Origin of the sequence: Streptomyces mobaraensis (genome assembly GCF_020099395.1) — a bacterium.
Classification (GTDB): Bacteria; Actinomycetota; Actinomycetes; order Streptomycetales; family Streptomycetaceae; genus Streptomyces.
In genome coordinates this window covers 6,764,609-6,790,593 of record NZ_CP083590.1, presented here as the reverse complement: position 1 = coordinate 6,790,593, position 25,985 = coordinate 6,764,609, and the positions used below count along the sequence as shown (strand labels likewise).

23 protein-coding genes and 2 pseudogenes are annotated in these 25,985 nt (G+C 69.0%); 11 read left to right on the top strand and 14 right to left on the bottom strand.

Annotated features, from left to right (window positions below):
- The first annotated feature begins 131 nt into the window (after positions 1–131).
- Positions 132–575, top strand: a complete 444-nt coding sequence (locus tag K7I03_RS30225; RefSeq protein WP_185940899.1) for a peptidase inhibitor family I36 protein — start codon at positions 132–134, stop codon at positions 573–575.
- 26 nt (positions 576–601) lie between these two features.
- Entirely contained in the window at positions 602–1,039 is a 438-nt protein-coding gene (locus K7I03_RS30220; RefSeq protein ID WP_185940898.1) for a peptidase inhibitor family I36 protein, read from the top strand.
- 45 nt (positions 1,040–1,084) lie between these two features.
- Here K7I03_RS30220 and K7I03_RS30215 read toward each other — a convergent pair whose 3' ends face one another.
- From K7I03_RS30215 to K7I03_RS30195, 6 genes and pseudogenes are all read right to left on the bottom strand, one after another.
- Positions 1,085–3,841 (bottom strand): AAA family ATPase, encoded by a 2,757-nt coding sequence (locus K7I03_RS30215; RefSeq protein ID WP_185940897.1) that lies wholly within the window; start codon positions 3,839–3,841, stop codon positions 1,085–1,087.
- 134 nt (positions 3,842–3,975) lie between these two features.
- Positions 3,976–4,170: pseudogene (locus K7I03_RS34545) on the bottom strand (response regulator transcription factor); the annotation flags it as partial.
- Positions 4,171–4,914: 744 nt separating this feature from the next.
- Positions 4,915–5,364: pseudogene (locus K7I03_RS34540) on the bottom strand (ATP-binding protein); the annotation flags it as partial.
- Positions 5,365–5,640: 276 nt separating this feature from the next.
- Positions 5,641–6,228, bottom strand: a complete 588-nt coding sequence (locus tag K7I03_RS30205) for a histidine phosphatase family protein (protein ID WP_185940896.1) — start codon at positions 6,226–6,228, stop codon at positions 5,641–5,643.
- Positions 6,229–6,258: 30 nt separating this feature from the next.
- The gene (locus K7I03_RS30200; protein ID WP_185940895.1) at positions 6,259–7,881 is read right to left on the bottom strand and encodes a pyruvate, phosphate dikinase; all 1,623 of its coding nucleotides are present in this window, start codon (positions 7,879–7,881) and stop codon (positions 6,259–6,261) included.
- A complete protein-coding gene (locus K7I03_RS30195) occupies positions 7,878–8,504 on the bottom strand; it encodes a transcriptional regulator (RefSeq protein WP_185940894.1) in 627 nt (208 codons plus the stop codon). The genes K7I03_RS30200 and K7I03_RS30195 overlap by 4 nt, the downstream gene beginning before the upstream one ends.
- A gap of 188 nt (positions 8,505–8,692) precedes the next feature.
- On the opposite strand from K7I03_RS30195, the gene K7I03_RS30190 reads away from it, so the two are divergent.
- A complete protein-coding gene (locus tag K7I03_RS30190; protein WP_185940893.1) occupies positions 8,693–9,817 on the top strand; it encodes a TetR/AcrR family transcriptional regulator in 1,125 nt (374 codons plus the stop codon).
- A gap of 217 nt (positions 9,818–10,034) precedes the next feature.
- Here K7I03_RS30190 and K7I03_RS30185 read toward each other — a convergent pair whose 3' ends face one another.
- The 8 genes from K7I03_RS30185 to K7I03_RS30150 all read right to left on the bottom strand — a co-directional run bounded on the left by K7I03_RS30185 (position 10,035) and on the right by K7I03_RS30150 (position 19,659).
- Complete coding sequence (locus tag K7I03_RS30185) at positions 10,035–11,051, bottom strand: zinc-dependent alcohol dehydrogenase family protein (RefSeq protein ID WP_185940892.1); 1,017 nt, start codon at positions 11,049–11,051, stop codon at positions 10,035–10,037.
- 151 nt (positions 11,052–11,202) lie between these two features.
- Positions 11,203–11,955 carry a type I phosphoribosyltransferase gene (locus tag K7I03_RS30180; protein WP_185940891.1) on the bottom strand — a complete coding sequence of 251 codons (753 nt, stop codon included), beginning with the start codon at positions 11,953–11,955 and terminating at the stop codon, positions 11,203–11,205.
- Between the two features lie 53 nt (positions 11,956–12,008).
- Positions 12,009–13,208, bottom strand: coding sequence for a cytochrome P450 (locus K7I03_RS30175; protein ID WP_185940890.1), 1,200 nt, complete (start codon positions 13,206–13,208; stop codon positions 12,009–12,011).
- A gap of 90 nt (positions 13,209–13,298) precedes the next feature.
- Complete coding sequence (locus K7I03_RS30170; protein ID WP_224347285.1) at positions 13,299–15,305, bottom strand: amino acid adenylation domain-containing protein; 2,007 nt, start codon at positions 15,303–15,305, stop codon at positions 13,299–13,301.
- Between the two features lie 35 nt (positions 15,306–15,340).
- Positions 15,341–16,441: a Gfo/Idh/MocA family protein gene (locus K7I03_RS30165; RefSeq protein WP_185940889.1), complete on the bottom strand. Its 1,101-nt coding sequence runs from the start codon at positions 16,439–16,441 to the stop codon at positions 15,341–15,343.
- 10 nt (positions 16,442–16,451) lie between these two features.
- Complete coding sequence (locus K7I03_RS30160) at positions 16,452–17,294, bottom strand: HAD family hydrolase (RefSeq protein WP_185940888.1); 843 nt, start codon at positions 17,292–17,294, stop codon at positions 16,452–16,454.
- Positions 17,291–18,397, bottom strand: a complete 1,107-nt coding sequence (locus K7I03_RS30155) for a type I phosphoribosyltransferase (protein ID WP_185940887.1) — start codon at positions 18,395–18,397, stop codon at positions 17,291–17,293. Before K7I03_RS30155 ends, K7I03_RS30160 begins: the two co-directional genes overlap by 4 nt.
- The gene (locus K7I03_RS30150; protein WP_185940886.1) at positions 18,394–19,659 is read right to left on the bottom strand and encodes a type III PLP-dependent enzyme domain-containing protein; all 1,266 of its coding nucleotides are present in this window, start codon (positions 19,657–19,659) and stop codon (positions 18,394–18,396) included. Before K7I03_RS30150 ends, K7I03_RS30155 begins: the two co-directional genes overlap by 4 nt.
- A 419-nt stretch (positions 19,660–20,078) precedes the next feature.
- Between K7I03_RS30150 and K7I03_RS30145 the strand changes: the two genes are divergently transcribed.
- From K7I03_RS30145 to K7I03_RS30110, 8 genes are all read left to right on the top strand, one after another.
- Positions 20,079–20,384 carry a cupin domain-containing protein gene (locus K7I03_RS30145; protein ID WP_221902534.1) on the top strand — a complete coding sequence of 102 codons (306 nt, stop codon included), beginning with the start codon at positions 20,079–20,081 and terminating at the stop codon, positions 20,382–20,384.
- Between the two features lie 9 nt (positions 20,385–20,393).
- On the top strand, positions 20,394–20,900 hold the full coding sequence (locus K7I03_RS30140) for a thiamine pyrophosphate-binding protein (protein WP_185940885.1): 507 nt from the start codon (positions 20,394–20,396) through the stop codon (positions 20,898–20,900).
- Positions 20,901–20,989: 89 nt separating this feature from the next.
- The gene (locus K7I03_RS30135) at positions 20,990–21,484 is read left to right on the top strand and encodes a thiamine pyrophosphate-dependent enzyme (protein ID WP_221902533.1); all 495 of its coding nucleotides are present in this window, start codon (positions 20,990–20,992) and stop codon (positions 21,482–21,484) included.
- Between the two features lie 30 nt (positions 21,485–21,514).
- The gene (locus tag K7I03_RS30130) at positions 21,515–22,597 is read left to right on the top strand and encodes a hypothetical protein (RefSeq protein WP_185940884.1); all 1,083 of its coding nucleotides are present in this window, start codon (positions 21,515–21,517) and stop codon (positions 22,595–22,597) included.
- Positions 22,598–22,709: 112 nt separating this feature from the next.
- Positions 22,710–23,243 (top strand): GTP cyclohydrolase I, encoded by a 534-nt coding sequence (gene folE, locus K7I03_RS30125; RefSeq protein WP_185940883.1) that lies wholly within the window; start codon positions 22,710–22,712, stop codon positions 23,241–23,243.
- A 107-nt stretch (positions 23,244–23,350) separates the two neighbouring features.
- Complete coding sequence (locus K7I03_RS30120; protein WP_185940882.1) at positions 23,351–24,649, top strand: MFS transporter; 1,299 nt, start codon at positions 23,351–23,353, stop codon at positions 24,647–24,649.
- Positions 24,646–25,314: an HAD family hydrolase gene (locus K7I03_RS30115; protein WP_224347284.1), complete on the top strand. Its 669-nt coding sequence runs from the start codon at positions 24,646–24,648 to the stop codon at positions 25,312–25,314. The genes K7I03_RS30120 and K7I03_RS30115 overlap by 4 nt, the downstream gene beginning before the upstream one ends.
- A 38-nt stretch (positions 25,315–25,352) precedes the next feature.
- On the top strand, positions 25,353–25,958 hold the full coding sequence (locus tag K7I03_RS30110; RefSeq protein ID WP_185940880.1) for an NUDIX hydrolase: 606 nt from the start codon (positions 25,353–25,355) through the stop codon (positions 25,956–25,958).
- Positions 25,959–25,985: the final 27 nt, after the last annotated feature.

Below are 25,985 nucleotides of genomic sequence, written 5' to 3'. Positions count from 1 at the left end.
CGTGCGCCGGAACAGGGCCGCCGCAGGAGCAGTCAAATGACTCAAGCCACCCGCACATCTCCGGCGGCACAGTGGTGTTGCTCGCGAGCGGAGGCCTCGGAGCAACCCCCTGACAGGAGAAGGAGACCAAGATGACCCTGCGGAGAACACTGTCGAGGCTCACGGTGGGCGCGGCCGCGCTGGCCGGGGCGGTCGTCGCCACGACGACGGGCGCGAGCGCCGCCATCCTCACCGACATCCAGACCGGACCCGGCAAGTGCCCCGCCAACTGGGTGTGCCTGTGGAGCGACAACAACTACATCAGAGGCAATCCGGGGGGCGGGACCGACTACGGGGCCGTGGGTTCGGACAGTGACGTCTCGGACATGGGCAAGTTCAAGTTCGAGAGCAAGCTCTGGCGTTGGAAGGGCATGCAGGACGAAGCCTCCTCGGTCGTGAACAACACCGGGAGCAGTATCTGCTTCTACGAGCACAACGGCTACAGCGGCCTGGAGTTCAAGATCGGCCCCGGGGAGAAGTGGGCCTCCGTCCCGTCGTGGATCAACGACAAGATCAGCTCCTTCAAGCACTGCTGACCCTGCCGACCGGAAAGAGGGAACTCATGTTCGCGAAAAGCAAGATGACGAGATTCGCCCTGGGCGCCGCCGCCGCGGCCGGGCTGCTCCTGGCCACGGCGCCCTCCGCGAGCGCCGCCACTGCCTTCAACATCGGCCACGGGGCCGGTTCGTGCCCGAGCGGTTACGTCTGCCTGTGGTCGGAAGGCAACTTCATCCAGGGCGGGTTCGTCTACGACCACAAGTTCGGCTCCTTCGCGTCGAACCAGAACATCGGCGACATGGGAAAGCTGGCGCGCACCGAATCCGGGGACAAGGGCATGCAGGACGTCGCGTCGTCGGTGGTGAACAACACGGGGAGCAGCATCTGCTTCTACGAGCACAACGGATACGGCGGCCTGCAGTTCAAAATCGGCCCCCACGAGCAGTGGCCCTCCGTCCCCTCCTGGATCAACGACAAGATCAGCTCGTTCAAGTACTGCTGACGTGACGGAGAACCCGGCGCGGCCGCTCGCGAGCGGCCGCCGCGGTCACCGGCCGGAGAAGGCCCCCTCGATTTCGCGGCGGGACGAGACCCCCAGCTTGGCGAAGACCTTGCGGAGGTGCCATTCGACCGTGCGGGGGCTGAGGAACAGCTGCGCGCCGATCTCCGCGTTCGGGTGCCCGGCGGCCGCGAGCCGGGCTATCCGGGACTCCTGCGGGGTCAGGACCGGTGTGCCGGGGGTCCGCTTGCGGACGGTCTCGCCCGTGGCGATCAGCTCCCGCCGGGCCCGCTCGGCGTACGCCTCCATGCCGATGGCGGAGGCCGCCTCGTGCGCCGCGCGCAGCTCGGTACGGGCCTCGGCCCGGCGGTTCCGGCGGCGCAGCCATTCGCCGAACAGCAGCCGGGCCCGGGCCTCCAGTACGTCGAGCCCGCCCCGGCCGAAGTGGTCGGCGGCCTCGCGGTAGCGGTCCTCGGCCCGCCCCGGGTCCCCGGCCAGGGCGTCGGCGACCGCCAGCGCGCCGAGGGCCCACGGCGTGCCGGCCCGGCCCCAGTCGGCCAGCCGCTCGCGCGCCCGGGCCGCCACGTCCGGCCGGCCGGCCCGGGTCGCGGCCTCGACCAGCTCGGCGCACGTCCAGTGGTGCACGACGAGGTCCTGGTACTCCCCGCCCCGGAGCGCCGCTTCCACGGCGAGCGGATAGTCGCCCAGGCCGTTGTGGAGCACGGCCCGCGCGCACGCCGCCATGCCGGTGAGCCGGCCCAGGCCGCGCCGTTCGCCCTCCCTTTCCATCGCCTCGATCAGTTCCAGGGCCGGCCGCTTCCGTCCCTGGTACGCGCCGAGCAGGGCCTTGGAGACCATGCTCGTCGCCGCGCCGACCGGTTCCTCGACGGCCTCGGCCTCGACCAGCAGGTCCCGGGCCTCGGCGAAGCGCCCCACGTAGACCAGCGAGGCCGCCCGGTAGGGCAGCGCCGTCGAGAGGACCGACAGCGTGCCCGTCGTCCGGGCGAAGCGGACCGCCCGGCCGGTGATGTCCAGCCAGGACCGGAGGTCGCCCAGCTCCACGGCCGCGTTGGCGGCCGGCCACAGGACGGCCAGGTCGGCGCCGTCGGTGAGGGAGCGCAACGCCCGTCCCAGCAGCGGGAAGGAGGCGGCCGGGCCGTCCGTGGTCCACGTGACCAGGGCCCGCAGGAAGACCCCCGCCGTCTCATCGCCGGGCGGCAGGCCGCGAGCCGCCTCGGCGGCGCGCCGCAGCCCGCTCCCGTCGTACCGGCCGGCCCAGATGGCCGCGCCGAACGCGGCGAGGTACGTCTCCCGCGCGGCGGCCGGGTCGAGGTCCCTGAGCCGGTCCGCCGCGTCGAGCAGCGGCTGCACCGAGCCGAACCCCGGGTTGGCCGCCGACGACGCCTTGGCCCGCAGCCGGCCGGCGTGGGCCGCCCGCAGCGCGTCCAGCGACCCCAGTTCGGCGGCGGCGAGCAGGTCGGGCACCCGGTGCGGTACGCCCGCGGCGAGGTGGGCCGCCGCGGCCGCCAGCGCGCGCCGCGCCCGCTGCTCCGGGTCGGGGCTGAGCGCGGCGGCGCGTTCCAGGAAGGACGCGGCGGCCGCCCGTCCGCCGCGCGCGAGGGCCCGGTCGGCGGAGCGCTCCAGCGCGGCGGCGACCTCCTCGTCCGGCCCGACCGCGGCGTGGGCCCGGTGCCAGGCCCGCCGGTCGGGGTCACGCCCGGCGTCGGTGGCCTCGGCCAGCGCTCCGTGCGCCGCACGCAGCGCGGCGGCGTCCGCGCCGCGCCAGACGGCCGAACGCACCAGCGGGTGGCGGAACCGCACCGGGGCTCCGAGGGCGATCAGGCCCGCCGCCTCGGCCGGCGCCGCGGCCTCGAACCCGATGCCGAGCAGGCGCAGCGCGTGCCACAACACCGCCGCGTCACCGACCGGTTCGACCGCCGCGACCAGCAACAGGGCGCGGGTGTCGGCCGGCAGCGCGTCGACGCGCCGTCGCAGGCCGTCCTCGACCCGGGTCGCCAGCGGGCCGGCACCGGGTCCTCCGAAGCCGAACGCCAGCTCGGCCGGTGACAGGTCCCGGGGCAACTCCAGGAGGGCGAGCGGGTTCCCGCCCGTCTCGGCGACGATCCGGTCCCGCACACGGGCGTCGACCGGCCCGGGGAGCACGCTGTCCAGCAGGGCCCGCGCGTCGGCGTCGGCCAGCCCGCGCAGGGCGAGGGCCGGCAGACCGGCGAGGGCCTCTTCCTTCTGCCCGTCGGTCTGCCCGCCGGTCTGCCCGCCGGTCTGCCCGTCGGTGATCCGCTCGGCGAACACCAGCGCCACCGATTCGGCGTCCAGCCGGCGCGCGACGAACGCCAGGATCCGCTGGGACATCAGGTCCAGGCACTGCGCGTCGTCGACGAGGCACACCAGCGGGGACTCCGCCGCGGCCTCGGCGAAGAGGCCGAGGACCGCGAGCCCGACCAGCAGCATCTCGGGCGGGTTCCCGGCGCTCAGGCCGAACGCGACGCGCAGCGCGTCCCGTTGGACCGGAGGCAGCCGGTCGAGGTGCGACAGCAGCGGGGCACAGAGGCGTTGCAGGGCCGAGTAGGCGAACTCGCTCTCGGCCTCGACGCCGGCCGCGTACACGGTCCGCAACGGCGCGGCCTGCTCGGCGAGGTGGTCGAGCAGCGCCGACTTGCCGACGCCGGCCTCGCCGCGCAGCACCAGGACCCGGCTGCGCCCGTCGCGAACGTCGCGCAGCAGGCGGTCCAGCGCCTCCAGCTCCGGCTTCCGCCCGAGCAGCCGGCGTTTCGCGTGGTGCGGCATATGACCTCCGGATGTGTCGCTCCCGGAGGAGTTTCCCCCATCCTACGAACATCCGACCGCGCTGACCTGCATGGATTCGGTCATCGACCGCCGGGCTCGGCGCCCGGCGCCCGGCCCTGGACCGGGGGCGGGCGTCAGACCCGCGCGGCCTCCTCGGACCGGCTCAGCGCGTCGCGCAGGGCCGCCCTGGTCGTGATGCCCAGCTTCGGGAAGGCGCGGTACAGGTGCGAGCCGACGGTACGCGGCGACAGGTGCATCCGCTCGCCGATCTCCTTGTTCGTCAGGCCGCTCGCGGCGAGGTCGGCGATGCGGCGTTCCTGCCAGGTGAGCGGGGGCGGGTCGGGTGTGGGGGTGGGGGTGAGCGTGAGGGTGGGTGTGGGGGGCGGGGTGCCGGCCGGGCGCGGTACGGGCCGGGCCCTCTCCGGACCGGCCGCCGCCGGACCGTTCCTCGCCGGACCGGCCGCCACCGGGTGCGCCGCCCCGGGTTCGCAGTTCCCCCGACGGAACCGCTCCAGCGCCCGCCGCGCGGCGCGGCGTTGGTCCGGTGTGGCCATCCGCACGACGGCGGCCCGCACCAACGGGTGCCGGAAGACGTAGTCGCCGCCGGCCACCCCCACGTCCAGCAGCCCGACGGCCACCGCCGCGTCGGCGTCGCGCATGACGTAGCGCGTGCCGGGGGTGGCGTCGGCGCCGTCGAGCGCGCCCATCAGCAGTTCGGCCCGCACCCGCGCGTCGAGGGCCTCGACGCGGGCGCCGAACAGCCGCCGCAGCCGCGGGGACAGCGGGACGCCATGCTGCCCGAAGAGCCGGTCGCCGCCTTCGCCACCCTCACCGCCTTCACCGCCGCCACCGACGTCCGCGGGCAGCTCCAGCAGGGCCAGCGGGTTGCCCCGGGCCTGCCGGAGGACGACGCGGCGGAGGCGTCGGTCCAGGTCCGGGTACGCGTGGTCCAGCAGGCGTGCCGCGTCCTCGTCGGCGAGGGCGGCGACCGGCAGTTCGGGCAGCGCGGCGGTGTCGAGCCGCGACCTGATGTCGCCGCGGACCGCGGCCAGCAGCTTCACGGGACTGCCGGCCAGACGTCGGCCCACGAAGCCGAGGACGTCGGCGCTGGCGTCGTCCAGCCACTGCCCGTCGTCGAGGGCCAGCAGGAGCGGCCGCCGGGGGAACGGCCGCGACAGCAGGCGGAGTACGGCGATGCCGAGCGCCATGACCGACGGCCGGTCGCCCCGCGTCCCGCCGAACACGGCGTCCAGCTCCGCCCGGGCCCCCTCGTCCGGGCACGCGCCGCCGCCGGCGAGCAGCGGATGGAGGAGCTGATGCAGCCCGGCGTAGGGCAGCGCGGACTCCGCCTCGACGCCGGCGGCCCGGACGACGACGTACCCCTCCCGCTCCGCCACCGCCGCGGCGTGGCCCAACAGCGCGCTCCTGCCGACTCCCGCCTCCCCCCGCAGGACGAGGGCCCGGCCCATGCCGGACTTCACGAACGCCCCGAGCTCCGCCTGTTCGCCCTCGCGGCCCACCATCGCCGTGGTGATCGGTCTCATGCCCGTCCTGTCTCTTCCCGGTATCGCTCTCGCGTGCCTCGCGTGCGTGGGGCGGCGCGAGGCCGGCGACGACGACAGCGGATGCGCGCCACGCGCCGGACGCCGCCCGGCGCCCGCCGTTCACGATCCCGGAACGAGGGCCTCCTCGAACCCGTGCCGAACCCTGGCCGACACCCGGGCCCGGGGCACCAGTGCCCGGCACCGCCCGGGAGCGGCCGGGGCGACGACCGCGAGAGCAGCAACCGTAAAAGGCGTTCAGGGGCGGATACCGGCTCCGAACCCCGTCCACCGCAGCTCGGCCGGAAGGTGGCCCATGTCGTTGTACAGCAGGACCGCCGGTGCCGTGCCGTCGCGGTACTCGATCACGGTGAGTGATGCGTTCCCGCAGTTCAGGCCGAGCCATCGCACCGGCGGCGCGTCCAGGGCGTCCCGGACCAGCCAGGCCACCTGGTAGGCGTGCGTGATGAGGACTTCGTGCGTCTCGGTCGCGGCGGGGCACGCGAACCTGGCGGTCAGGGCGTCGGCGCGGCGGCGCCCGTCCTCGGCTTCCTCGGCGGCGTAGCCGTCGAAGAACGCCGCCCACGACGGCGGTACGTCGGCCGGGACGTATGGGATGTGATCGACCAGTTCCGGTGCCTCCCGCACGACGGCGCCCGGCAGAGCGGCAGCCACGATCCGCGCGCAGTGCGCGGCCCTGGGCAGCGGTGAGTGCCGGACCGAGTCGATCGGAAGGCCGGCCAGACGCTCGCCGACCAGCTCCGACTGCCGTTTGCCGACGTCGGTCAGTGTGCCGAAGGGGTCGGCCGCCCCGTGTCGTACCAGGTACACGTGCCGGGTCGCCATGGTGGATCTCCTGTCGGGAGGGGGGTCGCTTCAGCGGTCGCGCAGGGCCCTGTGGGCCGCGTCGAGGCGTTGGGTCTCGTCGCGGGCGGCGGAGTGGTCGCCCGACGCGTCGTCGGCCCAGGCGAGCAGTCGGTGGACGTGTGCGTCGGCGGCGTCGGTGACGACGCGGGGGCTGCCGAGGGCCACGTCGCCGCTGGTCCCGTCCACGGTGATGAGCGTCCCCTCCGGGAGGGTGCGGCCGGCGGCCGTCACGGAGGCGCCGTCGACGGTGAGGCCGGGTACGCCCACGACGGCGGGCTTGCCCATGGCCCGGGCGACGACGGCGGCATGGCTGGCGGGCCCGCCGCGCGCGGTGACGATCCCGGTGGCGGCGGCGAGGCCGTGCATGTCGTTCGGGGAGGTCTCCGGGCGTACCAGGACGACCGGACCGGTGCGGGCCATGCGTACCGCGTCGTCCGCCGTGGTCGCGATGCGGCCGGTGGCGACACCGGGGCAGGCGCCGGTTCCCCGGGCGAGGACGTCGGCCTCCCCGGCGGACGCGATGCGCGGTGTGCGCACGTGCCGGAGATGGAGCGGTGACACCCTGAGCAGTGCTTCCTCCCGCCCGATGAGTCCCTGGTCGACGAGTTCGGTGGCCACGCGGACCGCGGCACCCCCCACGAACCGGCCGGGCCGGACCTGCAGGAGCCACAGTTCGCCGGACTGGTAGGTGAACTCGACGTAGCAGGCGTCGCGGTAGTGCCCTTCGATCCGGCGCAGGGCGTCGAGCAGCCCTGCCCACACCTCCGGCTCCCGCTCGGCGAGTTCGCGCAGGGGCCGGGTCGTCGACCTCCCGGAGACGACCTCTTCTCCCTGACGCCCGAACAGGACTTCGCCGAACGGGACGTTCTCGCCGGTGGCGGGGTCGCGGCTGAACGCGACTCCGGTGCCGCTGCGGGCGTCGCGGTTGCCGAACACCATGTGCTGGACGATCACGGCTGTGCCCAGGTCGTGCGGGATGCCGTTCACCTCGCGGTAGGTGCGCGCGCGGGGTGTGTCCCAGGACGAGAAGACGGCCTCGACGGCCTGTGTGAGCTGGTGGTTGGCGTCGTCCGGGACGGATCGGCCGCTTCGTCGCCGAACGAGTTTCTCGACCGCCTCGACCGACCGGATCAGGGAGGCCTCCTCGTTCTCGGTCCGCCGCCCGGGACGTTCCGCGGGGGCGGCCGGGGCGGTGTCCACGTTCGTGGTGGCGGAGGCGAAGCTCGTCAGGAAGTTCAGCCGGGAGGCGAGGGCGAACGGCCGGTCGGCGGTCTCGGCGGCCAGGCCCTCGGTGGCCGCCGCCGTGAGGCCGAGGTTGAGGATCGTACTCATCATGCCGGGCATGGACACACTGGCCCCGGAACGGACGGACACCGCCAGCGGCTTGTGCGGTCCCCCGAAGGCACGCCCGGTGGAGCGTTCGAGGTCCGCCATGGCCGTCGCGAGCTCGTCGCCGAGCCCTTCGGGAAGGCGCCCGTCCCGCAGGAAGGCGCGGCAGCCTTCCGTGGTGATGACGAACCCGGCCGGCACCGGCAGTGCGAGACGGTGCAGGACGACCAGGCCGAGCGCCTTGCCTCCCACGGTCTCCGCCGTCTCCTCGGACCGGGCGGAGAGCGCGCGAATCCACCTCATCGATGGAGTCCGAGTGTGGCCAGCAGGTCCTCGTGGAGTTCCGCCCACACGACGTGGTACGACGCGGTGCCGTCGGCCACGTACTCCGACCGGCCGGCGGCGGCGCGTTCGAGGGCCTCGGTGAGCCGGACGCGGTAGCGGCCGAACCGGGGCAGGGCCGCGGCCAGTTCGGCGCAGACGGCGTCGGCGCGGCGGTCCAGGTCGGCGAACCGGGCGAGCACCCGGGAGTCGTAACCGGGATCGCTGTGGTCGTTGACGCACATGACGCCGTCGACGGAGCGGAGTTGCCAGGCCGTGCAGAGGTCGAGCAGCTCGGGGTTGAGGACGAGGAACCGCTCGTACGCCGCCGTCACCCGCTCGCGGGCCCGGGCCGACTCCAGTTCGCGGGTGATCCGCTCGGCATCCGCCGCGCGGCCGGCGTCCGTGAGGCTCCACCCCGGTATCGCGCCGGAAAAGCGCGTGACCAGACCCTCGGCCCCGAGATCGATGAGCTCGGACTCGGCATCGGAGGCGTCGAGCCCCGTGATCGCGTGGAGCCGGGCGAGGGTGATGGTGCCGGCGCAGCGCAGGGCGTGCAGCACGAGCAGGCCGGTATCCGTCGCGCGGGCTTCGGGCCAGGTCATGGGGTGTTCCTCCCGGGTGTGTGGTGCGGGTGGTTGTGGAGGTGGACCGGTCCTCGGCCGGCTCGCGGGTACGCCGCTCGGACGCGACCGGCCTCACGCCTCGCCTCCGATGGTCACACATTCCAGATATCACCATCATCTGGATGCCGGGCGTATCATGACACACCAGAAGCCGAGGAAGGGGCACGATGGCGAGACTGACCCGCGCACAGCAACAGGAGCGGACCCGCGCGGCGGTGCTGGTCGCGGCACGGCAGGAGTTCGCCGAACGCGGCTTCGCCGAGGCCAGGATCGACCGCATCGCCGAGCGGGCCGAACTGACCAGGGGGGCGGTCTACTCCAACTTCACCGGCAAGCGCGCGCTCTACCTCGCGGTATTGGTCGACGCCGTCGAACGGGCCCGGGACGCCGCCGAACCCCCGGCCGCGTCCCCTGACTCCGTCGGACAGGCGCTCGGCTCGTTCGCCCGGGTATGGCTCGAAAGACTCCCCTTCCTCGGCGACACCCCGGGGAGCGGCCACCTCCAGCTGCGCTCGCTGTCCGGAGTGCTGGACACCGAGCCGGCCCGGGCCGCGCTCGCGGAACTCGTCCGGTTCGAGGCGCTGTTGCTCGCGCTGGCACTCGAGCCGCGTTCCGCCGTACGCGCCGGCACCGTGCGCCCCGCCGGACTGGCCCTGACCCTGCTCCACGGCGCGGCCGGCCTCGCGGAGAACGCCCCCGGCGTCGGCGACCCCTTCGACCTGGCGCGCGCGGCCGAACATCTCGGGGATATCGCCCTCGGCGACACCCCGGAGCCGCCGCACCTGCCCTACATCACTCCGGCGCGCTCGACCGCGACCCCATGGACGCCGCCGGGCGGCCTGCGCGACGAGATCACCGACGGGCCGGTCGACCTCGGCGCCGACGGAGTGGTCGCCGTGCTGGGCGTGGGGCGCCTGTCCGCGGCCGAGGACGTGATGCGCTCGGCGCGGCCGGACGACGAGGTGACGATCGTCGTCGTCACCAGCGACCCCGCCGAGACCGGCCGACTGGCCCGGCTCCGGATCGTGGACCTCGTCGGCTGCCTGCGCCGAGTGTTCCCGCCCGACCGGCTGCCCCGGGCCCGCGTCGTGCTCGACGACACCGGCACGGTCCCGGCAGCCCTCGGCCACCCCTCACCCGACGACCGCACCGAGCTCGCCGTCCGGATCCGCGACGGCCTGATCACCGGCCACGCCACCGGCCCCGGCGCGGGCCACGCCGCGGCCCGCCACCACTCCCCCGACCCCGGGCCGGGCTCGACGCGGAACTCTGCCCGGTGGCCGCGTCGGTGAGCACGTGGACTCCGACCGTCACGGCACAACGAGGGCCTCGAACGCATCCCCGGCCGGATCGTCAGGAGGCAGCGGCAAGACCAGTGCGCCGCTGTCAACAGCATCATGACCAGTGAGCCCATCGCTCGCGAAACGCCCCATAGCGCATGAAACCCTGTGGCCAATCCCCAGGTCGGATCTCAATCCGATGGCCGGCCCCGGCATCACGACGGTTTCATCAGGGGAGCAGTAATGCCTTGACAGCGCGCCGTTCATCCATGGCCTGATAGCCCTCGGCGACCTGGTCGAGGGGGAGGACGAGGTCGAACACCTTGCCCGGGTTGATGCGGCCGTCGAGGACCCGCTCGATCAGGTGAGGCAAGAAGCGGCGTACTGGGGCCGGGCCCCCGCGCAGGGCAACGTGTGAGTCGAACAATTCCCTGCCGTCGATCTGCACACCGTGCGGAACACCGACGAATGCGGCGTTCCCGCCGGGGCGAGTGGAACGAATGGCCTGCCGCATCGACTCGGCTGTGCCGACACACTCGAGCACCGCGTCGGCACCAACGCCCCCGGTGAGTCCCTTGATTTGTGCCACGCCCATGTCTCCGCGATCGGCCACCACATCGGTGGCGCCGAATGCGAGAGCCAGCCTCTGACGGGAGGCATGACGGCTCATGATGATGATCCGCTCGGCACCAAGCTCTCCGGCGGCGATCACAGCCGACTGGCCTACCGCACCATCACCCACAACGGCGACGGTGTCGCCGGGCTTGATCCGAGCGGCCACCGCTGCGTACCAGCCGGTGCCCATGACATCGGAGAGGGTGAGCAAGCTGGGGATATGTTCTTCGTCCGGCTGTCCGTCGAGCGCCACCAGGGTGCCATCGGCCAGCGGGACACGGACGTACTCCGCCTGACAGCCGCTGATGAACTCGCGATCGAGGCAGGACGACTGGTACCCCGCCCGGCAGTGAGGGCAGGTGTTGTCAGAAGCGAAGAACGATCCGATGACGAACTGGCCGGGCTTGACGCTGCTGACCTCACTGCCGGTTTCCTCGACGATGCCGACGTATTCGTGGCCGATCAAGCGCGGCTCGTCGACGGCACTGACGCCGCGGTACGCCCACAGGTCGGTTCCACACACGCACGTGGCGACGGTGCGGATCACCGCGTCGGTTCGCTTGAGGATTTTCGGATCGGGAAGCCTCTCCAGCCGGACGTCGCCGGAGGCATGGATGAGCGTGGCTCGCATAGGCGTCGTTCTCCTTGCACTGCGCGGTCAGGAGGAGGCTTTGCCGGACATCACCGGCGAGTCGATCGGCCTCGGTGACGAATTCGATCTGGCGGCACTGCCTGGCTGGCGTCGCACTGGGCTGATGGGCCCCCGGGCGGGCAAGGTCTCGTCAGCGCTCGTCATGGCCCACCCCCTTGGTCCCCGAAGCGATCGGGCTGATGGTGTCGCCGATGTCGCCCAGGACCAGGGTTGACTGATCGCCCGGTTCCACCGAGTAGAACTTCTCATTGAGAATTCCCGACACGTGGCCGACGTGGACTGTCAACGAAACGCCCCACTGTTCTGCGTATCGTGACAGCGCGAGTGCTCCCTCCGCAGTCGCGTGGCAGGTGAAAACGTCCACCACAGCGCCCGGCCGGGTGGCCAGATGCATCATCGCCATCAGGGTCGCCCCGCTGGCCACGACGCCATCGACGATCACCAGCCGGTCGCATCGAGCGGGGAGCCGGCGGTCGACTCCGACGACCAGACCGCCGGCCGTGGGCATGCGCTTGGCCTGTGGTGTCCACCCTTGGTGGTGGGTCAGCACGCCAAGCAGTTCGGCCAGGATCCGCCCCTCGCGCTCCGGTGCGATGACGACTGCTCCTGGTACGGAGGCGGCATCCCTCACCTGCGTGGGCAACATGTCGTAGATATCGAGCAGGGCACGGAGATAATTGCGGCGGTCCGCCTCTTGCCGCTCGGGAAGGTTGGCGATCTCCGTCACAACGGCCATCCGATCGATCACGGCAGGGTGCTCGTCAGAGGCCACACGCACGCTGCTCGGCAACTCGCCCGGCGCGTGCAGGGACTTCAGCGTGTGTGAGTCGAAATGCAGCAGATGACTGAAGCAAGCACCGTACTCCCGTTCGTACTTCTCCACAGTACGCCGAGTGTCAGGGGAGATAGCGTCTCGTAGCACTCTGCGGGCGCTTTTCATCGGCTGCCTCGATTCGGGAGGAACGTCAGCGGGAGCGAATCGAACCCCCATAGGAGATTCGAGCGCAGTCGGCGGACCGGGCCGGTGATCTCAGCCGTCCGGACCCGCCGCGTGAGTTCGTCGAACATGACGGTCAGTTCGAGCTTGGCGAGCGCAGAACCGATGCAGTAGTGGTTTCCCACGATGAAACCCAGGTGACGGTTCGGGGAGCGCAGGATGTCGAAGCGTTCCGGGTCGGTGAAGACCTCCTCGTCGCGATTGGCCGACGGCAGCCACGCCACGACATGATCACCCGCACGAATCGGCTGACCACCCAGGTCCACGTCCCTCCTGGCGGTGCGGAGAGCATGCATGACGGGGGAGGTGTACCGGATGATCTCCTGGATCGCGGAGGGCATCAGGCCGGGATCCTCCCGGAGCATGCGCCACTGGTCCGGATTGCCGACAAAGGCCAGCAACCCGCCCACGATGGCGTGCCGTGTCGTCTCGTTCCCGCCGGATATCAGGGCATCGCAGTTGTAGAAGATCTCTTGCTCGGTCAGGGGAGATCCGTCGATCTCACCGCACACCAAGGCACTCATGAGATCGTCCTGCGGACGCTTCCTCCGCTCCTCGGCCAACTCCTGGAAGTAGCAGAGAATCTCGGTGTGGGCCTGTACCTTTCCGGCCTCGTCCGTTTCGTCGAGTGCGGTGGAGCTCCAGGCGAAACGGGTACGTTCGACCATGAAGTCCCAGTCGGCCTCGGGGACCCCCATCATGTCGCAGATCACCGAAACCGGTAGCTTCTGTGCGACTCGAGTGAATTCGCACCGCTCCTCGGCCATCGCGTTCTCAATGGCCTTCGCGGCCGTCTTCCGCATGTTGGCTTCGAGCCGGTCGACCATTTTGGGCGTGAACGCCGAACTGATGACCTTCCGGATCTTGTCGTGCCGCGGCGGGTCGGTGACATTGAGCATCTTTCCCGCCGCCGCAGCCAGCACTTTCGGATTGGAGTCCAGCCTCATGCCGTTCTCGGAGCTGAACACTTGGGGATCCGTGAGCATGTCCGTGCAGAGGCGATGCGTCATCACGGCCCAGAAGTACTCACCGTTCGGTCGCTCGTTCCGGTACACCGGGTGCTCGGCGCGCAGTCGCGCCCACACCGGCTCCGGGTCCGATTCCTGGTACAGAAGTGGATCCGACAGATCGACGTTCATCCATCACTCCGGATATCGGTGTTCGGACAGTCGTCAGAAGCGCTGAGAAAACAGGGTCCATTCACCGGCCGTGCGGCAGTACGAACGAGCTCATGAATCACCCGCTCCTTCCTCGGCCCACCGTGTGACCGCGACGGCGAGACTCGCGATGGTCGGGTGCTCGAAGAGCACACGGACCGGAACGCTGACGTTCAACTGCGCGCGAATCCGGGAAATCAGACCAGCGGCAATCAGAGAGTGGCCCCCCAGTTGAAAGAAGTCGGCGTCCACACTGATCTTCCGCTGACCGAGAAGCTCTTCCCAGATGGCTGTCAGCGCCGTCTCGGCCGGCGTACGCGGAGCGATGTACGCGACGTCGGTTTCGGCGCCGGCCTCCCGAGACATGAGGGCGCCGCGGTCGATCTTCCCACTGGGCGTCACCGGCATTTCCGCAAGGAAGCGAACCCCTGCGGGAATCATATACCACGGTAGTTTTCGGCGAAGAAAGCCGAGCAACTCCTGGTCGGACAGGCCGGCGTGCTGGTTCACGACCGCATGAAGGCTTAGCGAGGGGTTGTCCGGGGTACTGTCGTCCAGCACGACGACGCATTGCCGGACGGCAGGGTGTTCGCCGGCCACCGCCTCGATCTCGCCCAACTCGATCCGGTATCCGCGGATTTTCACCTGGTGATCGCGGCGGCCGACGAACTCGATAAGGCCGTCAGCGCCCGTCCGCGCCAGGTCCCCGGTGCGGTACAAACGTTTTCCCCGCGCTGCCGAGAACGGATCGGCCACAAAGCTTTCCGCCGTCATTCCCGGTGCGTCGAGGTACCCGATGGCAACGCCTTCCCCTCCCAGGTACAACTCCCCCACCACGCCCGTCGGCACGGGAGTCATATCGTCGTCGAGCACATGGCACCGCACGTTCTCGATGGGATGCCCGATGGGAACGGAGGAGGACCGGTCCGAGTTCCAGTCGGCCCCCGGTTCGAAGACGGTCGATGTGATGGTCGCCTCGGTCGGCCCATAGACGTTGCACCAGCGGATCCGCTCGCCAATCCGCTTCTTCCAGGTCAGCAGAGCCTGGCGCGTCACCTTCTCCCCTGCCACGATCACCAGGCGGAGTGAGGATTCTGATGCCAGTCGGATCAAGCAGTCCTCCTCCCGTACCCAGCTGTGCCAGAAGGCGGTGGGGACACTCATAAAGGTCGTCCCGGTATCGATCACTTGCTGGGTGAGAGCGCGAAAGGTCTGCCGAAGCGGGTCGCTGCCGAGCACGAGGGCGGCGCCGTGCAGGAGAGGCGGGAAGATTTCCTCAGCAGCGGCGTCAAAACTGATCGGCCTGCACTGCAGCACCCGGTCACCCGGCCCGAACCGGAAATGACGGTTCACCGCGAAACTGTGATTCACCAGCGAGCGGTGCCCGACCAGGACGCCTTTCGGCCTTCCGGTGGAACCGGAGCTGTAGATGACGTAGGCGGTGTCCGCTCCGGATGCGAAGGGCATCGGTTCGACGGGTAAGGTGTCGATGTGTGCCTGGACTTCGTCGAGATCGACGATCTCACCCTGGTATGAGGGGAAGAGGGGACCGAGGCTCCTCTGCGTCAGCAGGACTTCCGCCCCGCTGTGCTCGAGCATGTACTGCAATCGCTCGACAGGATACTCAGGGTCGAGCGGGACGTAGGCGGCTCCAGCCTGCATAATGGCGAACAGGGCGGCGATCATTCTTGGGGACCGTTCCACACAGACCCCGATGTGAGCCCCTGCCCCGATCCCGCGTCGCGACAGAAACCGGGTGAGCCGCTGGGATCTCCTGTGCAGCTTGCGATAGGAGATGCACTGATCCTGCCAGATCAGAGCCGGCGCTTCCGGTGTGCGCGCCACCTGCTCGGCGAACAGCTGGTGGAGGCGCGCCCCGGCTTCACCCAGGGGCCCCCGAGGACGGATGTCCGTCCAATGTTCCGCCACGTAGTCGAGGCAATCCCGGCGGGTCGAGGCCGAGTATGCGACGCGCCAGCCCGGCGGGAGGCCGAGCCGGGCCGGCCATAACGAGTACTGCCCTGCGTCGTTGACGAGAACGGTCCTTGCCTCGTCCGCATCATGCATGGAATCGCTCACAGTTCCCCGTCTCCTGACCTACGGTGGATGCGGCGCTACGGCCGTTCATCTGCTGCCCGCACGATGTCGATCATCAAGCGCGTGTCCATCAGCGCTTCGTGCGCGCTGGTGAGGGGATGCAGTCCCGGCGAGGTGACGCAGTCGTGGAAATGCGCGAGCTGTGCTCTGAACGCCTCCTCGTAGGACCCCGTGATGACCTCTTCCAGAGCCGCTCCCCTCCCAGCACCCGTGTCCGCTGCCGGCTCGTCCCGCCAGATCCGCACGGTCGACGGTGCGTTGGGCAGGAAAGGGTTGGAGATGTCCAGCGTCACCGTACGGTCCGAGCCCCATACGGTGAGACTCTCCTCGAACCGGTGGATCGAGGTGGACGAACCCTGGAAGACGCACTGAAACCCGTCGGCGTACCGGAGTGAGGCGGTGAGCGTCTTGCCGTCCGGCGAGCAGTGCGCCTTTATGGAGTCGGGCATGGCGGGGTAAGCAGCTCGATAGACGTTCACGTCATGACTCCACACCCCGAACATGTCCATATAGGCTTCCAGTGCTCCGGACGAGGTGCTGCCGAACTCCAGGTCGACCCGGCGGCGTCGCTCATCCTGTCGTCCCGTGGGGGAAGAGCCATCGGCGCGCTTGATCCGGGTGAGTTCGGGGATGATCCAGTTTCCGTACTCGGGTCCTACCACGATGTGGATTCTCGCCATGGTGGGTCGCACGATCCGCGCGATTTCTTCGAGGCCGCGGCGGACACCGCTGTCGTACCGCTTCATGTAGCCCACCATGACCTTGGACCCCGTACGGTGGGCCGCGGCGATCACTTCCTCGATTTCCGCGATGGTGTGACCGAGGGGTTTCTCGGTGAACACGTGCTTGCCACGCTCCAGCGCGGCAAGCACCGGATCCCTGTGGTCGGGCGTGAGGACGACGACGGCATCCAACCCGGGTGTCTTCGCCAGCATGTCCTCGACGGCGGCGTAGACGTTCGGGACCCGGAAGTGTTCGGCCACCGACTGTGCCAGGTCGAATGAGCGGTCGCAGAGCGCCACGATGTCGAAGCGGTCGACCAATGCCCTCAGGTAAGGGAGGTGCACCAGCTGCGCGATCATCCCGCAGCCCACTACCCCCACACGGACACGGAACATGTCGTCCTCCTCAGACTGATCCTCGTACCGGCGGTTGGCGTCGCACCACGTGCCACAGGACGTCGATGACCCCCTCCAGGTCGCTCTTCGGGGAGACGTACCAGGCCGCGTCCCGCACGTACTGGGGCACAGCGGTGTCCGCCACGAATGCGCATCCGACGCCAGGTACCCCGGGGACCCAGTCGGCGAGCGAATTCCCCACCATGAGAGTTCTCTCCATCGGGTCGCGCGCGGCCAGTTCGGCCAGCGCCACGCGTTTGCCCAGCTCCACACGCGCATAGGGGTGAATTCCGGCATATGAGCCATCCGGACCGACGCCGACCGAGATATCGCAGTGGTTCTCGGCACACCACTCGGTCACGCGCTGCCGCACGTCGCGGATGAAATCGGGGGCGCCGAAGACGCTGGCGGACGCCCGGCGGTTCGCCCCGAAGGCCCACTCACGGCCGAACGGTGGCCGGCCCCCGAACTCGGGTGCCGCCACATCGCCGACTCGGGCCAGCCCGTGGGCGACGGCCGTTCTTGTCACTTCAGCGCGAAGGTCCGGCAATGCCGGGAATGGGGTGATGACACGCACCGCTCCGCCGACCGCGACCACGTTGCCGTTCTCGGCGATCACCGGGAACTCGGGTGCCGTGCCCAGGCCGATACGCACACCGAACTCCCAGAGCTGTTCGAGTGGCGAGTCCGAGCACAGGCCGACGGCGACGCCCAGCGACGTCAGTCGTCGCACGAGACCTCGGAAGCACCGCAGGGAGAAGGCTTCCGGAGGAACGCCTGGCTCGGAGGGCACCAAAGTGCCGTTGACGTCGAGGAACACCACGGCGAACGGCTCGTGGTCGCGCCCTGTCATAGGGGGGCCGACCCTGCCGGCGTGCCCATGCTCCGCTCCTCGAGCCCCGTGATCAAGCCGCACCAACCGTCCATCCGCGTCATGAGTTCCCGCAGAACCGAACGGACGGGCGCGCTGGGCTCCGTCATCTCCAGCGACAACAGCAGTCGGCGCACGTCAGGTTGCAGGTCGGCCACCCGGACAGTACGGCGCATCAATTGATCGACACGCGCGAAGAAGCGCACATTGGCCTCCAGCATGAGGATGGCGAAGTCCCGGTCGGACTCGGCGGGGCTGCCGAGTCGTTCCGAGGTTCTGACGAAAGGGAGCCAATAAGGCGCGCGGCCCCACGTTCCGTCCGGCAGCCGGACCACAAGTCCTGACAGACCGAACAGGAAGTTCCTCGGGTCGATCAGTTCCATGGTGGGTGTACCCCGCCCGTTCCCGGTGGCCCGGTATTGGAGCACGGGATTGACGGTGGCGCCCAGGATGCCGGACCGGGTCGAATCGCCCAGACGAATTCCGGGGATGACGCACCGGACTCGTCTTCCCGCGGTCTGGAGCAGGCGGATGACGTCGGTGACGGTTCCACCGGTTGCCATGTCGTCCTCGATGAGGGTGTAGCCCTGGCCGGCCGGGTCGCCGGGGAGCGAAGCGATCTGTTCGCAGATGGGAGCGGCACCGGGCCGTGGCACCAGCCCGACCTGCTTGCGGCCGCCGAGCAGGAACCCTCGGGACACACGCAACGGCCAGACCGCCCGTTCGATGAGTGGATCGAGGCTCACCAGCGGTCCGCGCGGGACCCGGCGGCGGACCGCCAGCTCAAGACAGCGCGCGTCGACCAGATGGAACAGGAGACCACCGGGGTGTGGCAGCACGTTCCGCAGTGCGTTTCTCATGTCACGCTGGAAGGCGCGGTAGATCTCCGCGATGGCGAGTTCCGAGCCACTCGGTGACAGCGAGCCACCCCTGGCCGGCGGGTGACTCATTCTCCGGACGCAGTAGAGGGTGTCGTCACGCATCACCACGACGAACGCGCCCGTGGCGGGAACATCGATGCAGGTCGTCCCATCGGCGGTCGGGTCGGGGCGTACGAGATGGTGATCGGAGGCGACGCGTATCAACGCGCGCTCCGGCCCCGGCCCAGGAACAGCCTGCCGCGGGTGATCTCCCGTTCCCCGTCGAGCACTACCTCGAGAGGCATGGGGTGGAGGTGGAACAGGGCCAGCGCCGCCTGCAGGCCGTAAGCGCCGACGTTCGGCACCGTCACCACGTCTCCGATGGCCACCTCAGGAAGTCGAGCATTCCTGGTCCAGACGTCCAGCGGGTGACAGAGCGGACCGGCGACGATGGTTTCTTCGGATCCGTCCCCGCCGGTGAGGGCGTGGGGCTCCTGATCGCACTGGAACTGCGGCTCGATCTGTGCTTCTTTACCGAGCCCTGACATCCCTCCGAGGTGATGGACGCCGGAGTCCAGGACAACGACGCGCCGCCCGTGGGAGTGCTTCACGTCCAGCACACTGGTCAGCAGCCGACCGCAACTCGCCGAAAGATACCGGCCCGACTCGAAAACGACCCGCCGCTCACCTTCCTGCCAGCCGGAAAGTTCTTCCTTGAGCAGAGCGTCGAGCCGGCTCTTCAGTGCGTCGAACCGCGGCAGCTCGCCATGGACGGCGTACGGTGCGCCGAAGCCTCCGCCGAGATCGACCATGTGGAGCCGACGACCGAGTGCCGTCTCGACCTGCCGCACGACATCGAGCCCGTAGCGGAACATCGCGAGCAGTGTTGTCACCTGGGTTAGGTTGCTGCCCATGTAGAGGTGCATGCCCATCAGATCCGCGTACTCCCGGCTCTCGAAGAGCCAGGGTCGTTCCAGTACCCAGGACAGATCGACGCCGAACTGGGAGGGACCGCCGGTCATCGCGAGCCCGGCCCCCGCCGGTGGAACGGGCGGGTTGACCCGTAACAGCGCACAGACACGCGTGCCTTCGGCCCGGCCCAGTCGGTCGAGCTGGTCCAGGGCATGCGGAGAATCGACGGAGAACTGCCTGACACCCGCCTTGAGAGCACGGATTACCGCCCCGTCGCTTTTGCCGGGGCCTGTGTAGAGGATGCCGTCGGCAGCGAAGCCGGCTTGGACGGCGGCCCGCAGTTCACCGGAGGAACTGACCTCGGCCTGACAGCCGAGCGCTGCCAGTTGGCCGAGAACGGCGGGATGTGCGTTGGCCTTGAGGGAGTAGAGCAGCCCGGCGGAGTCGGGCAGTGAACCCACGAGCCGGCGGTGGGCGTCCCTCACGGCGGCCAGGTCGTAAAGGTAGGCCGGTGTTTCCCATCGGGTTTCGGATAACGCCGGTTTCGTCACTGCTTCCCCGACCTCGACGTCCATAAACCATGGGCTCCTCACGAGTGGAGCGGGCGCATATTTTGACGTATTTCATGGGACACCTGCCGAGGTGGAAAGATCAAGGCCCATGGAGCGCCGGTAGGCGCTTTCGGTCACATCCGTGGCTACGGCGCAACCAAGGCTCTCATGATCGCATGACCACGGGTGAGCGCTACGGAACCACTGGCCAGAAGCGAGTACGGTGATCCACACATCCATCCTCCGGGACTGCACCGAAATCGGGCCGGCACGCAGCAGATTGGCTCGTTACCGGCGGGAGGGAAACCGACCCATTGCCACTGGTTGAAGGTTCGTCTAGAGTCTCTCCTCACCCGTTGTCCGATGATGTTCAATACCCTCGGATTCCGGTCACGCGAAACAAGCCATCGATAGTGTCTGACAGAACGGATCGGGGTGCGAAAATGCATGAGCACATCGAGCAGGTCGGCACAAAACTGGTTTACTCCGATGATCGCGTCAGGGTGTGGGTCCTGGAGTTGGAGGCAGGAGAGCAGACGATTGTCCACCAGCATCCCTGCGATTACGTCTACGTCGTCACGGAAAGCGGCCGGGCGGAGACGGTGAATCACGACGGCACCAGTTACGTCGGAGACGATAAAGTAGGCGACGCCGTCTACCACGAAGCGGGGCAGCCACATCTTCTGCGGAATATCGGGGACACTCACTACTCGAACATCATCGTAGAGCTACTGGCCACTGGCAAATAAGGCTTCCTCATGTCGGCTGTCACGGCATACGAGGCACTGGTCGGGGCGGGCGTGGAGATCGTTTACGCGGTACCCGACTCACTCCTGGCACCACTGTGCCGGGAGGCGTCGATGCGCCACGAGATCCGTTACATGCAGGTCAACGATGAGGCCACGGCGGTCGGTCTGGCGGCCGGCGCCCGGCTGGCCGGCGCTCGCCCGTTGGTGGTGATGGAGAACTCGGGGCTGCGCCGGGCATGCGAGACCCTGGCTCGCCTGACCATGAGCCATCGACTGCACACCGCACTGCTCATATCCCGGCGCGGGGCCTTCGGCGAACCTAACTGGTGGGGGATACCGCACGAGGAGACGATGCATCAGCACACGGCGATGCTGTCACTCGTGACAGCGGAAGTCGATTCGTGCGGTGAGCTGGCCGAGTGCCTTCGCAAGGCCTACGCCACACTCGATACAGGACAGCGGAGCGTGGCACTGGTGGCGAACGCCGGCTTGACTGCGGAATTGAGGAGTGCGTAATAGACACCGCAGAATTCCTCGAAGCCCTGTACGACAGGCTCCCCACGGACTCGGTGTCGGTCGCACCACTCGGCCGGACAAGCGAGGTGATGTATGCGCTTCGCCCCGCCGACACCCTCTTCACCGACACCATGGGCGATGTCACCGCCATTTCCCTGGGAATGGCCATGGCGGCGGCTCCACTGTCCGTGGTCGGCATCGATACGGACGGCAGCTTTCTGATGAATCTGTCCGTTCTCATGGCATTGGGCGACCAATTGCCGCGTCTTCCCAACTACACTCTGGCTATTGTCGACAACCGCCTGTACGAGTCCGGTGGTGGTTTGCCCAGCCGTAAGGCGGCGCTGGACTGGGGTTCACTCTTCGGCGCCGTCGGACTGAAGTCGATCCTCATCGAAACTCCGCACCGGATACCGGATGTGCTGCCACTTCCCGGCACGGTCCTCATCGCTGCGGTCCACAATCCGGCACCCGCACCGGACGCGCTGAAAACAATCGACGGAGTCGAGTCTTCGTACCAGGTGGAGAGAGTGCTGGCCGAACGTACCGGTGGAACGCCTAGGCGCCCTGCACTCAAACCGTGAATCTCACCGATCGAGTTGATGGAGCACCCGGTGAAATATCTCCTGCGCAGCAACGACGCGGCATGCTACTGCTTGGATTCCGCCGCCTCCCCGACTCGGGTCTTCGTCTGTTCGACCGCAGCGTCGCGTGACCTGCTCACCGACCCGGCCGTATCAGGCCACCGGTACCGTTCGCTGCTCGGCACCGCGGTCTCGACCGCGCTCGACCTGGTCGCGGAGACCGATCCGACGGTGGCCGAAGCCCTGGCATCCGATGCGGCGACGGTCGTCAACATCCTGCGCGGCGGGCTCAGTTTCGGAGTCGAGAACGCGCTGTCGCACCGCTTCGGCTCTCCCGCGGCGGTGAGCTTCGTCGGTACCGACAGAGGTGCCTGTCGCCCGCTCGACATCTCGTACGAGCGCTGGGAATTCGCGGAGCGACCGCTGTTGGTGCTCGGGGACATCATCGGCACCGGGGCGACGGTGGAGAAGGTACTCCGAGTGGCACGGGATACGGCGCGCGACCGCGGGGAGGAGATCAGCGGCTACCTGGTGCTGACCGTCGGGTCCCGGCAAGGCGTGACCCGTCTACGGAACTTCTTCGCCGAACTGTCCGCGCGGGGTGACCGATTCAGTGCGGCCGTCGTGGCCCTTGAGGCACTCTTCGAGCTGCCCGACCGCACCGGCCTCGGGCAGGCATTCCCTCAGCTGCCCTTCGACTTCCTGAGGTCTCCCCAGCGGTCGTCTCCGGATTTCGAACTACACCGTCTGGGTCGCCGGGACAGTCTCTTTGAGAAGTGCGCCATCTACGACGGAGGCGTGCGCGCCTATACGCCCGGTGAGCACCGGCTGTTCCGGACGGAGTGGTGGACGGAGATTCAACGGCGGGGGTCCGACGCCGGGCTCTCCCTGCTCGACCTGGGACGGACCACCGCCGGTCTCGATCAGTACGCCCGGCCCTTCGACGACTGGCTGGGGGAGATCGCCTGGGCGGCGCCGGAGAACGTGCGGCACCTCGGCGTCGACCACGCCGACCTCCATGCGCTGGGACGACAAGCACGCGAGTACGCGGAGACGACGCCCATCGGAGCTTACGCCGCCGCACGCCTGGGAAACGGAGAACCGCCGCGCTGAGGACGGTCGGCTTCCCCTCTCATCTCCCGCACTCACTTTTGAGAATTCGCCGGAGCTGACCCCGGCGGAGCCGGCGACAGAGTTCGCCGGACAGACCGAGAACGGAGAACACATGACGATCGCCGAGTGGCTCCAGGAAAACGTCACCACGGACAAGCGGGCTCTGGACTGGTACACAGAACCCGAGTGCGAGCCTCGCATCGTACGCGCCTACAAGGAGTTGCTGAGCGGCTACGAGGTCGATACATCAAAGATCCTCAAGACGACCGTCCTGGTCAAGGGTGACCACCAGGGCGTCGTCCGGGTACGCGACATCAACTACTACTCGATCTGCGCACACCATTTCCTGCCCTTCTACGGCAAGGTCGACATCACCTACGTCCCCGGAGACCGGATCCTGGGGCTGGGCAAGTTCCCGCGCCTGGTACAGGCATTCAGCAAGCGGTTCCAGATCCAGGAGCACCTGGTGAAGGACATAGCCGAGGAGATCATGTCCTCGGGCGGGGCACGTGCCGTGCGTGTGGAGTCGAGCGGACGGCACATGTGCATGTGCAGCCGCGGTCCGTCCGACCAGACCGTCATCACCGACACGACGTATGTGACCGGTGACACCGAGCTGTTGACGGCGTACGGTCAGCAGCGCTGACGCGTCGAGTGGTGGGAGGGTGCCGACGTCTTCCCCCCTCCCACCACACGACCAGCCAGCCGCCGTAGGCATACCTGTCGGCCGGTCCACTCCCGGGAGAGAGAACCATGCGCGAGAACACCGTTGCGTCCCGCGAAAGCGACGGTTCCCCGTGGCCGACTGTCATGATCACCTGGCTTTCAGGGGTCGTCGCCGCCTTCGGGCTGGGTGCCCTCTCCCCGCTCGGGTCCGAGATCCGACAGGACATGAACCTCTCCCTTGGCCAGTTCACTTGGGCGACCTCCAGCATCACCGCGGTGAGCGCCGTACTCGGGGTCCCCGCCGGTTGGTGGATCAGCCGACTCGACGCCCGAAAGGCCGTGGCCGGCGGTCTCGCCCTCACCGCACTGTCCGTGGTCGCGACGGCCTTCACGGCGAACTGGCCGCTGCTGCTGGGGGCACGCACCGCGCAGGGCCTCGGGTACCTCTTGGTTTTCGTAGGGGGGCCCATCATGCTGACGCGGTTGGCCGAAGGGCGGGTCCAGGCCACCGCTCTGGCGTTGTGGGGAACATGCGTCCCCACCGGACTCGCCCTGGCCACCGCGCTGGGAGGGGCAGTCAGCGGGGTGGTCGGCTGGCGCGGCTGGATCGGCGGGACCGCGCTCGTCCCGCTCGCACTGGCGGTCGCGGTTCGTGCCCTGCGTCCTGTCGCCACCCGCGCGCCGACGACGGCCGACGACGCCCCGGGAGGGCCGTCCCCCCTCACCACCTGGGTCCCCCCGGTCTTCTTCGCGCTGAGCTTCGCGTGCGTCTGCCTGGCCGGTGTCGCCATCGTTGTCTTGCTGCCCACCTTCCTGACGGAGGAACGCGGCGCCTCCACCGCCGCCGCCGGCAGCGTCGCCGCCGTCGTCTCCCTCGGCAGCGTGCTCGGCAGCGCGCTGAGCGGGTTGCTGCTGCGCCGGGGAATCGGGCTGCTCGCGATCGCACCGGTGCTGGTGGTGCTCCCTGTCTCGGCGCTACTGGTCTTCGCGTCGCACCTCCCCCTGGTGGCCGTCATGGTCCTGGCCTGCGTCGGTATGGTGTCCAACGGGGTGATGATCTCCGTAATGTTCGCCTCGGTGCCGCGCATCGCCGGCGCCCGCCGGCGGGCCGATATCACCAATGGCTTGGTGGCCCAGTTCGGCAGCCTCGGCACACTGGTCGGGCCGCCTGCTTTCAGCCTGGCCGTGGACCTCGCCGGGTGGCTCGGCGCCGGCCTGGCCGCGCTCGCCTTCACAGCAGTCGGCGCCGCCCTGCTACTTGCGCTGTCGTTGCCCGCTGTGCGCGATTCCGCCCGGCTTCAAAGGCGCTATGAGGAGGCGAATCCAGCCTCCAGCCGAGCGACTGTACCTCAAGGGCGGACCAGCGGAGGGGACCTCACGTCATGACGCGCGCGACGCCCACCATCCGCGAGCCCCGTGTGGTCCTCTTCGACCTGGACGACACCCTGGTCGTGACCGCGAAGGTCAAATGGGCCCATCACAAGGCGGTCGCCCGGCGGTTCTACGATATCGAGCTGACGGACGCCGAGTTGCGGCTGCACTGGGGCCGGCCGTTCGACGCGATGATCCGTGCCCTTTACCGTGACAGCGACACCCTGGAAAGGATGCGTGAGGCGAACCTCTCTCTGGAGGAGGACTTCCTCAAACAACCCCTCCCCGGTGCCGTCGACGTCATTCACGAGCTGTGGCGGAGGGGCATCGAAGTCGGTGTCGTCACGTCCACGAATCGGTCCTCGGCGCTCCGGGACATCGAGCGGATCGGGCTGCGGACAGACCGGCTCACCCTGTTGCAGGGAGCGGATGACAGTCGGTTCCACAAGCCGGACCCCCGAGTGTTCGACTCCGTGCTGGCGACGCTCGGCGAAAGGGGAGTCGGCGTCGACGACATCTGGTACGTGGGTGACGCTCTGATCGACCACACGGCGGCCACAGGGGCCAAGCTGCGCTTCGTCGGGGTCTCCACCGGCTTCTGTACCCGGGAGACCTTCGCGCGAGCCGGCGCCGAGCACATCCTCGACGACATACGGCAGCTTCCGACCCTGCTGCCCTGATCGGGCAGGGCAATTCATCCATTGTCGAGAAAGAGCACATGAACATCGAGACGCTGAGACCGGAGCCGGACACCTACGCGGAGTACTGCGTGCTGTGCCGAGGCGGCCCCGTCGAATGGATCACGGTCGGAGGCAGGAGAGAGGTCCGCTGTGCCGACTGTGGTGAGCGAAGTGCCCGGGCCATCGTCATCGATCCCGATATCTCCTGGTGGTCCGCCGACGACGGCGAGTACTGGCACGAGACCGCGGCGGTCTTCGTGCGCGACGCGTCGGACAGGTTCTTGCTTTTCCAACGAACGTCCTTCCCCTACGCGTTGACGGTCCCGGCCGGCCATGTGGCGCGGGGCGAGGACCCTGCCCACGCCGCGGCCCGCGAACTGCGGGAGGAAGTCGGCCTGATCGCCGGTGGCGGACTCCGGTTCGTCGCCAGGCTTCCGATCCCCGGGGACTCCTGCCGACGCGGCTCGGACGCACATGTCTGGCACGTGTACCTGCTGACGGCGCCGGACAGGGGCGGTATCACCGTCAACGAGGAAGGTGAGGCACCCCGTTGGCTGACGTCACGCGAAGCCCTGTCCGCCGACCTGACCTACGCCGTGCGGCAGGTCATCACCACGTATATGAAGGAACTGTGCGACGGCTGAGGGAGGATGAAGGCGGTATTCTCCTGG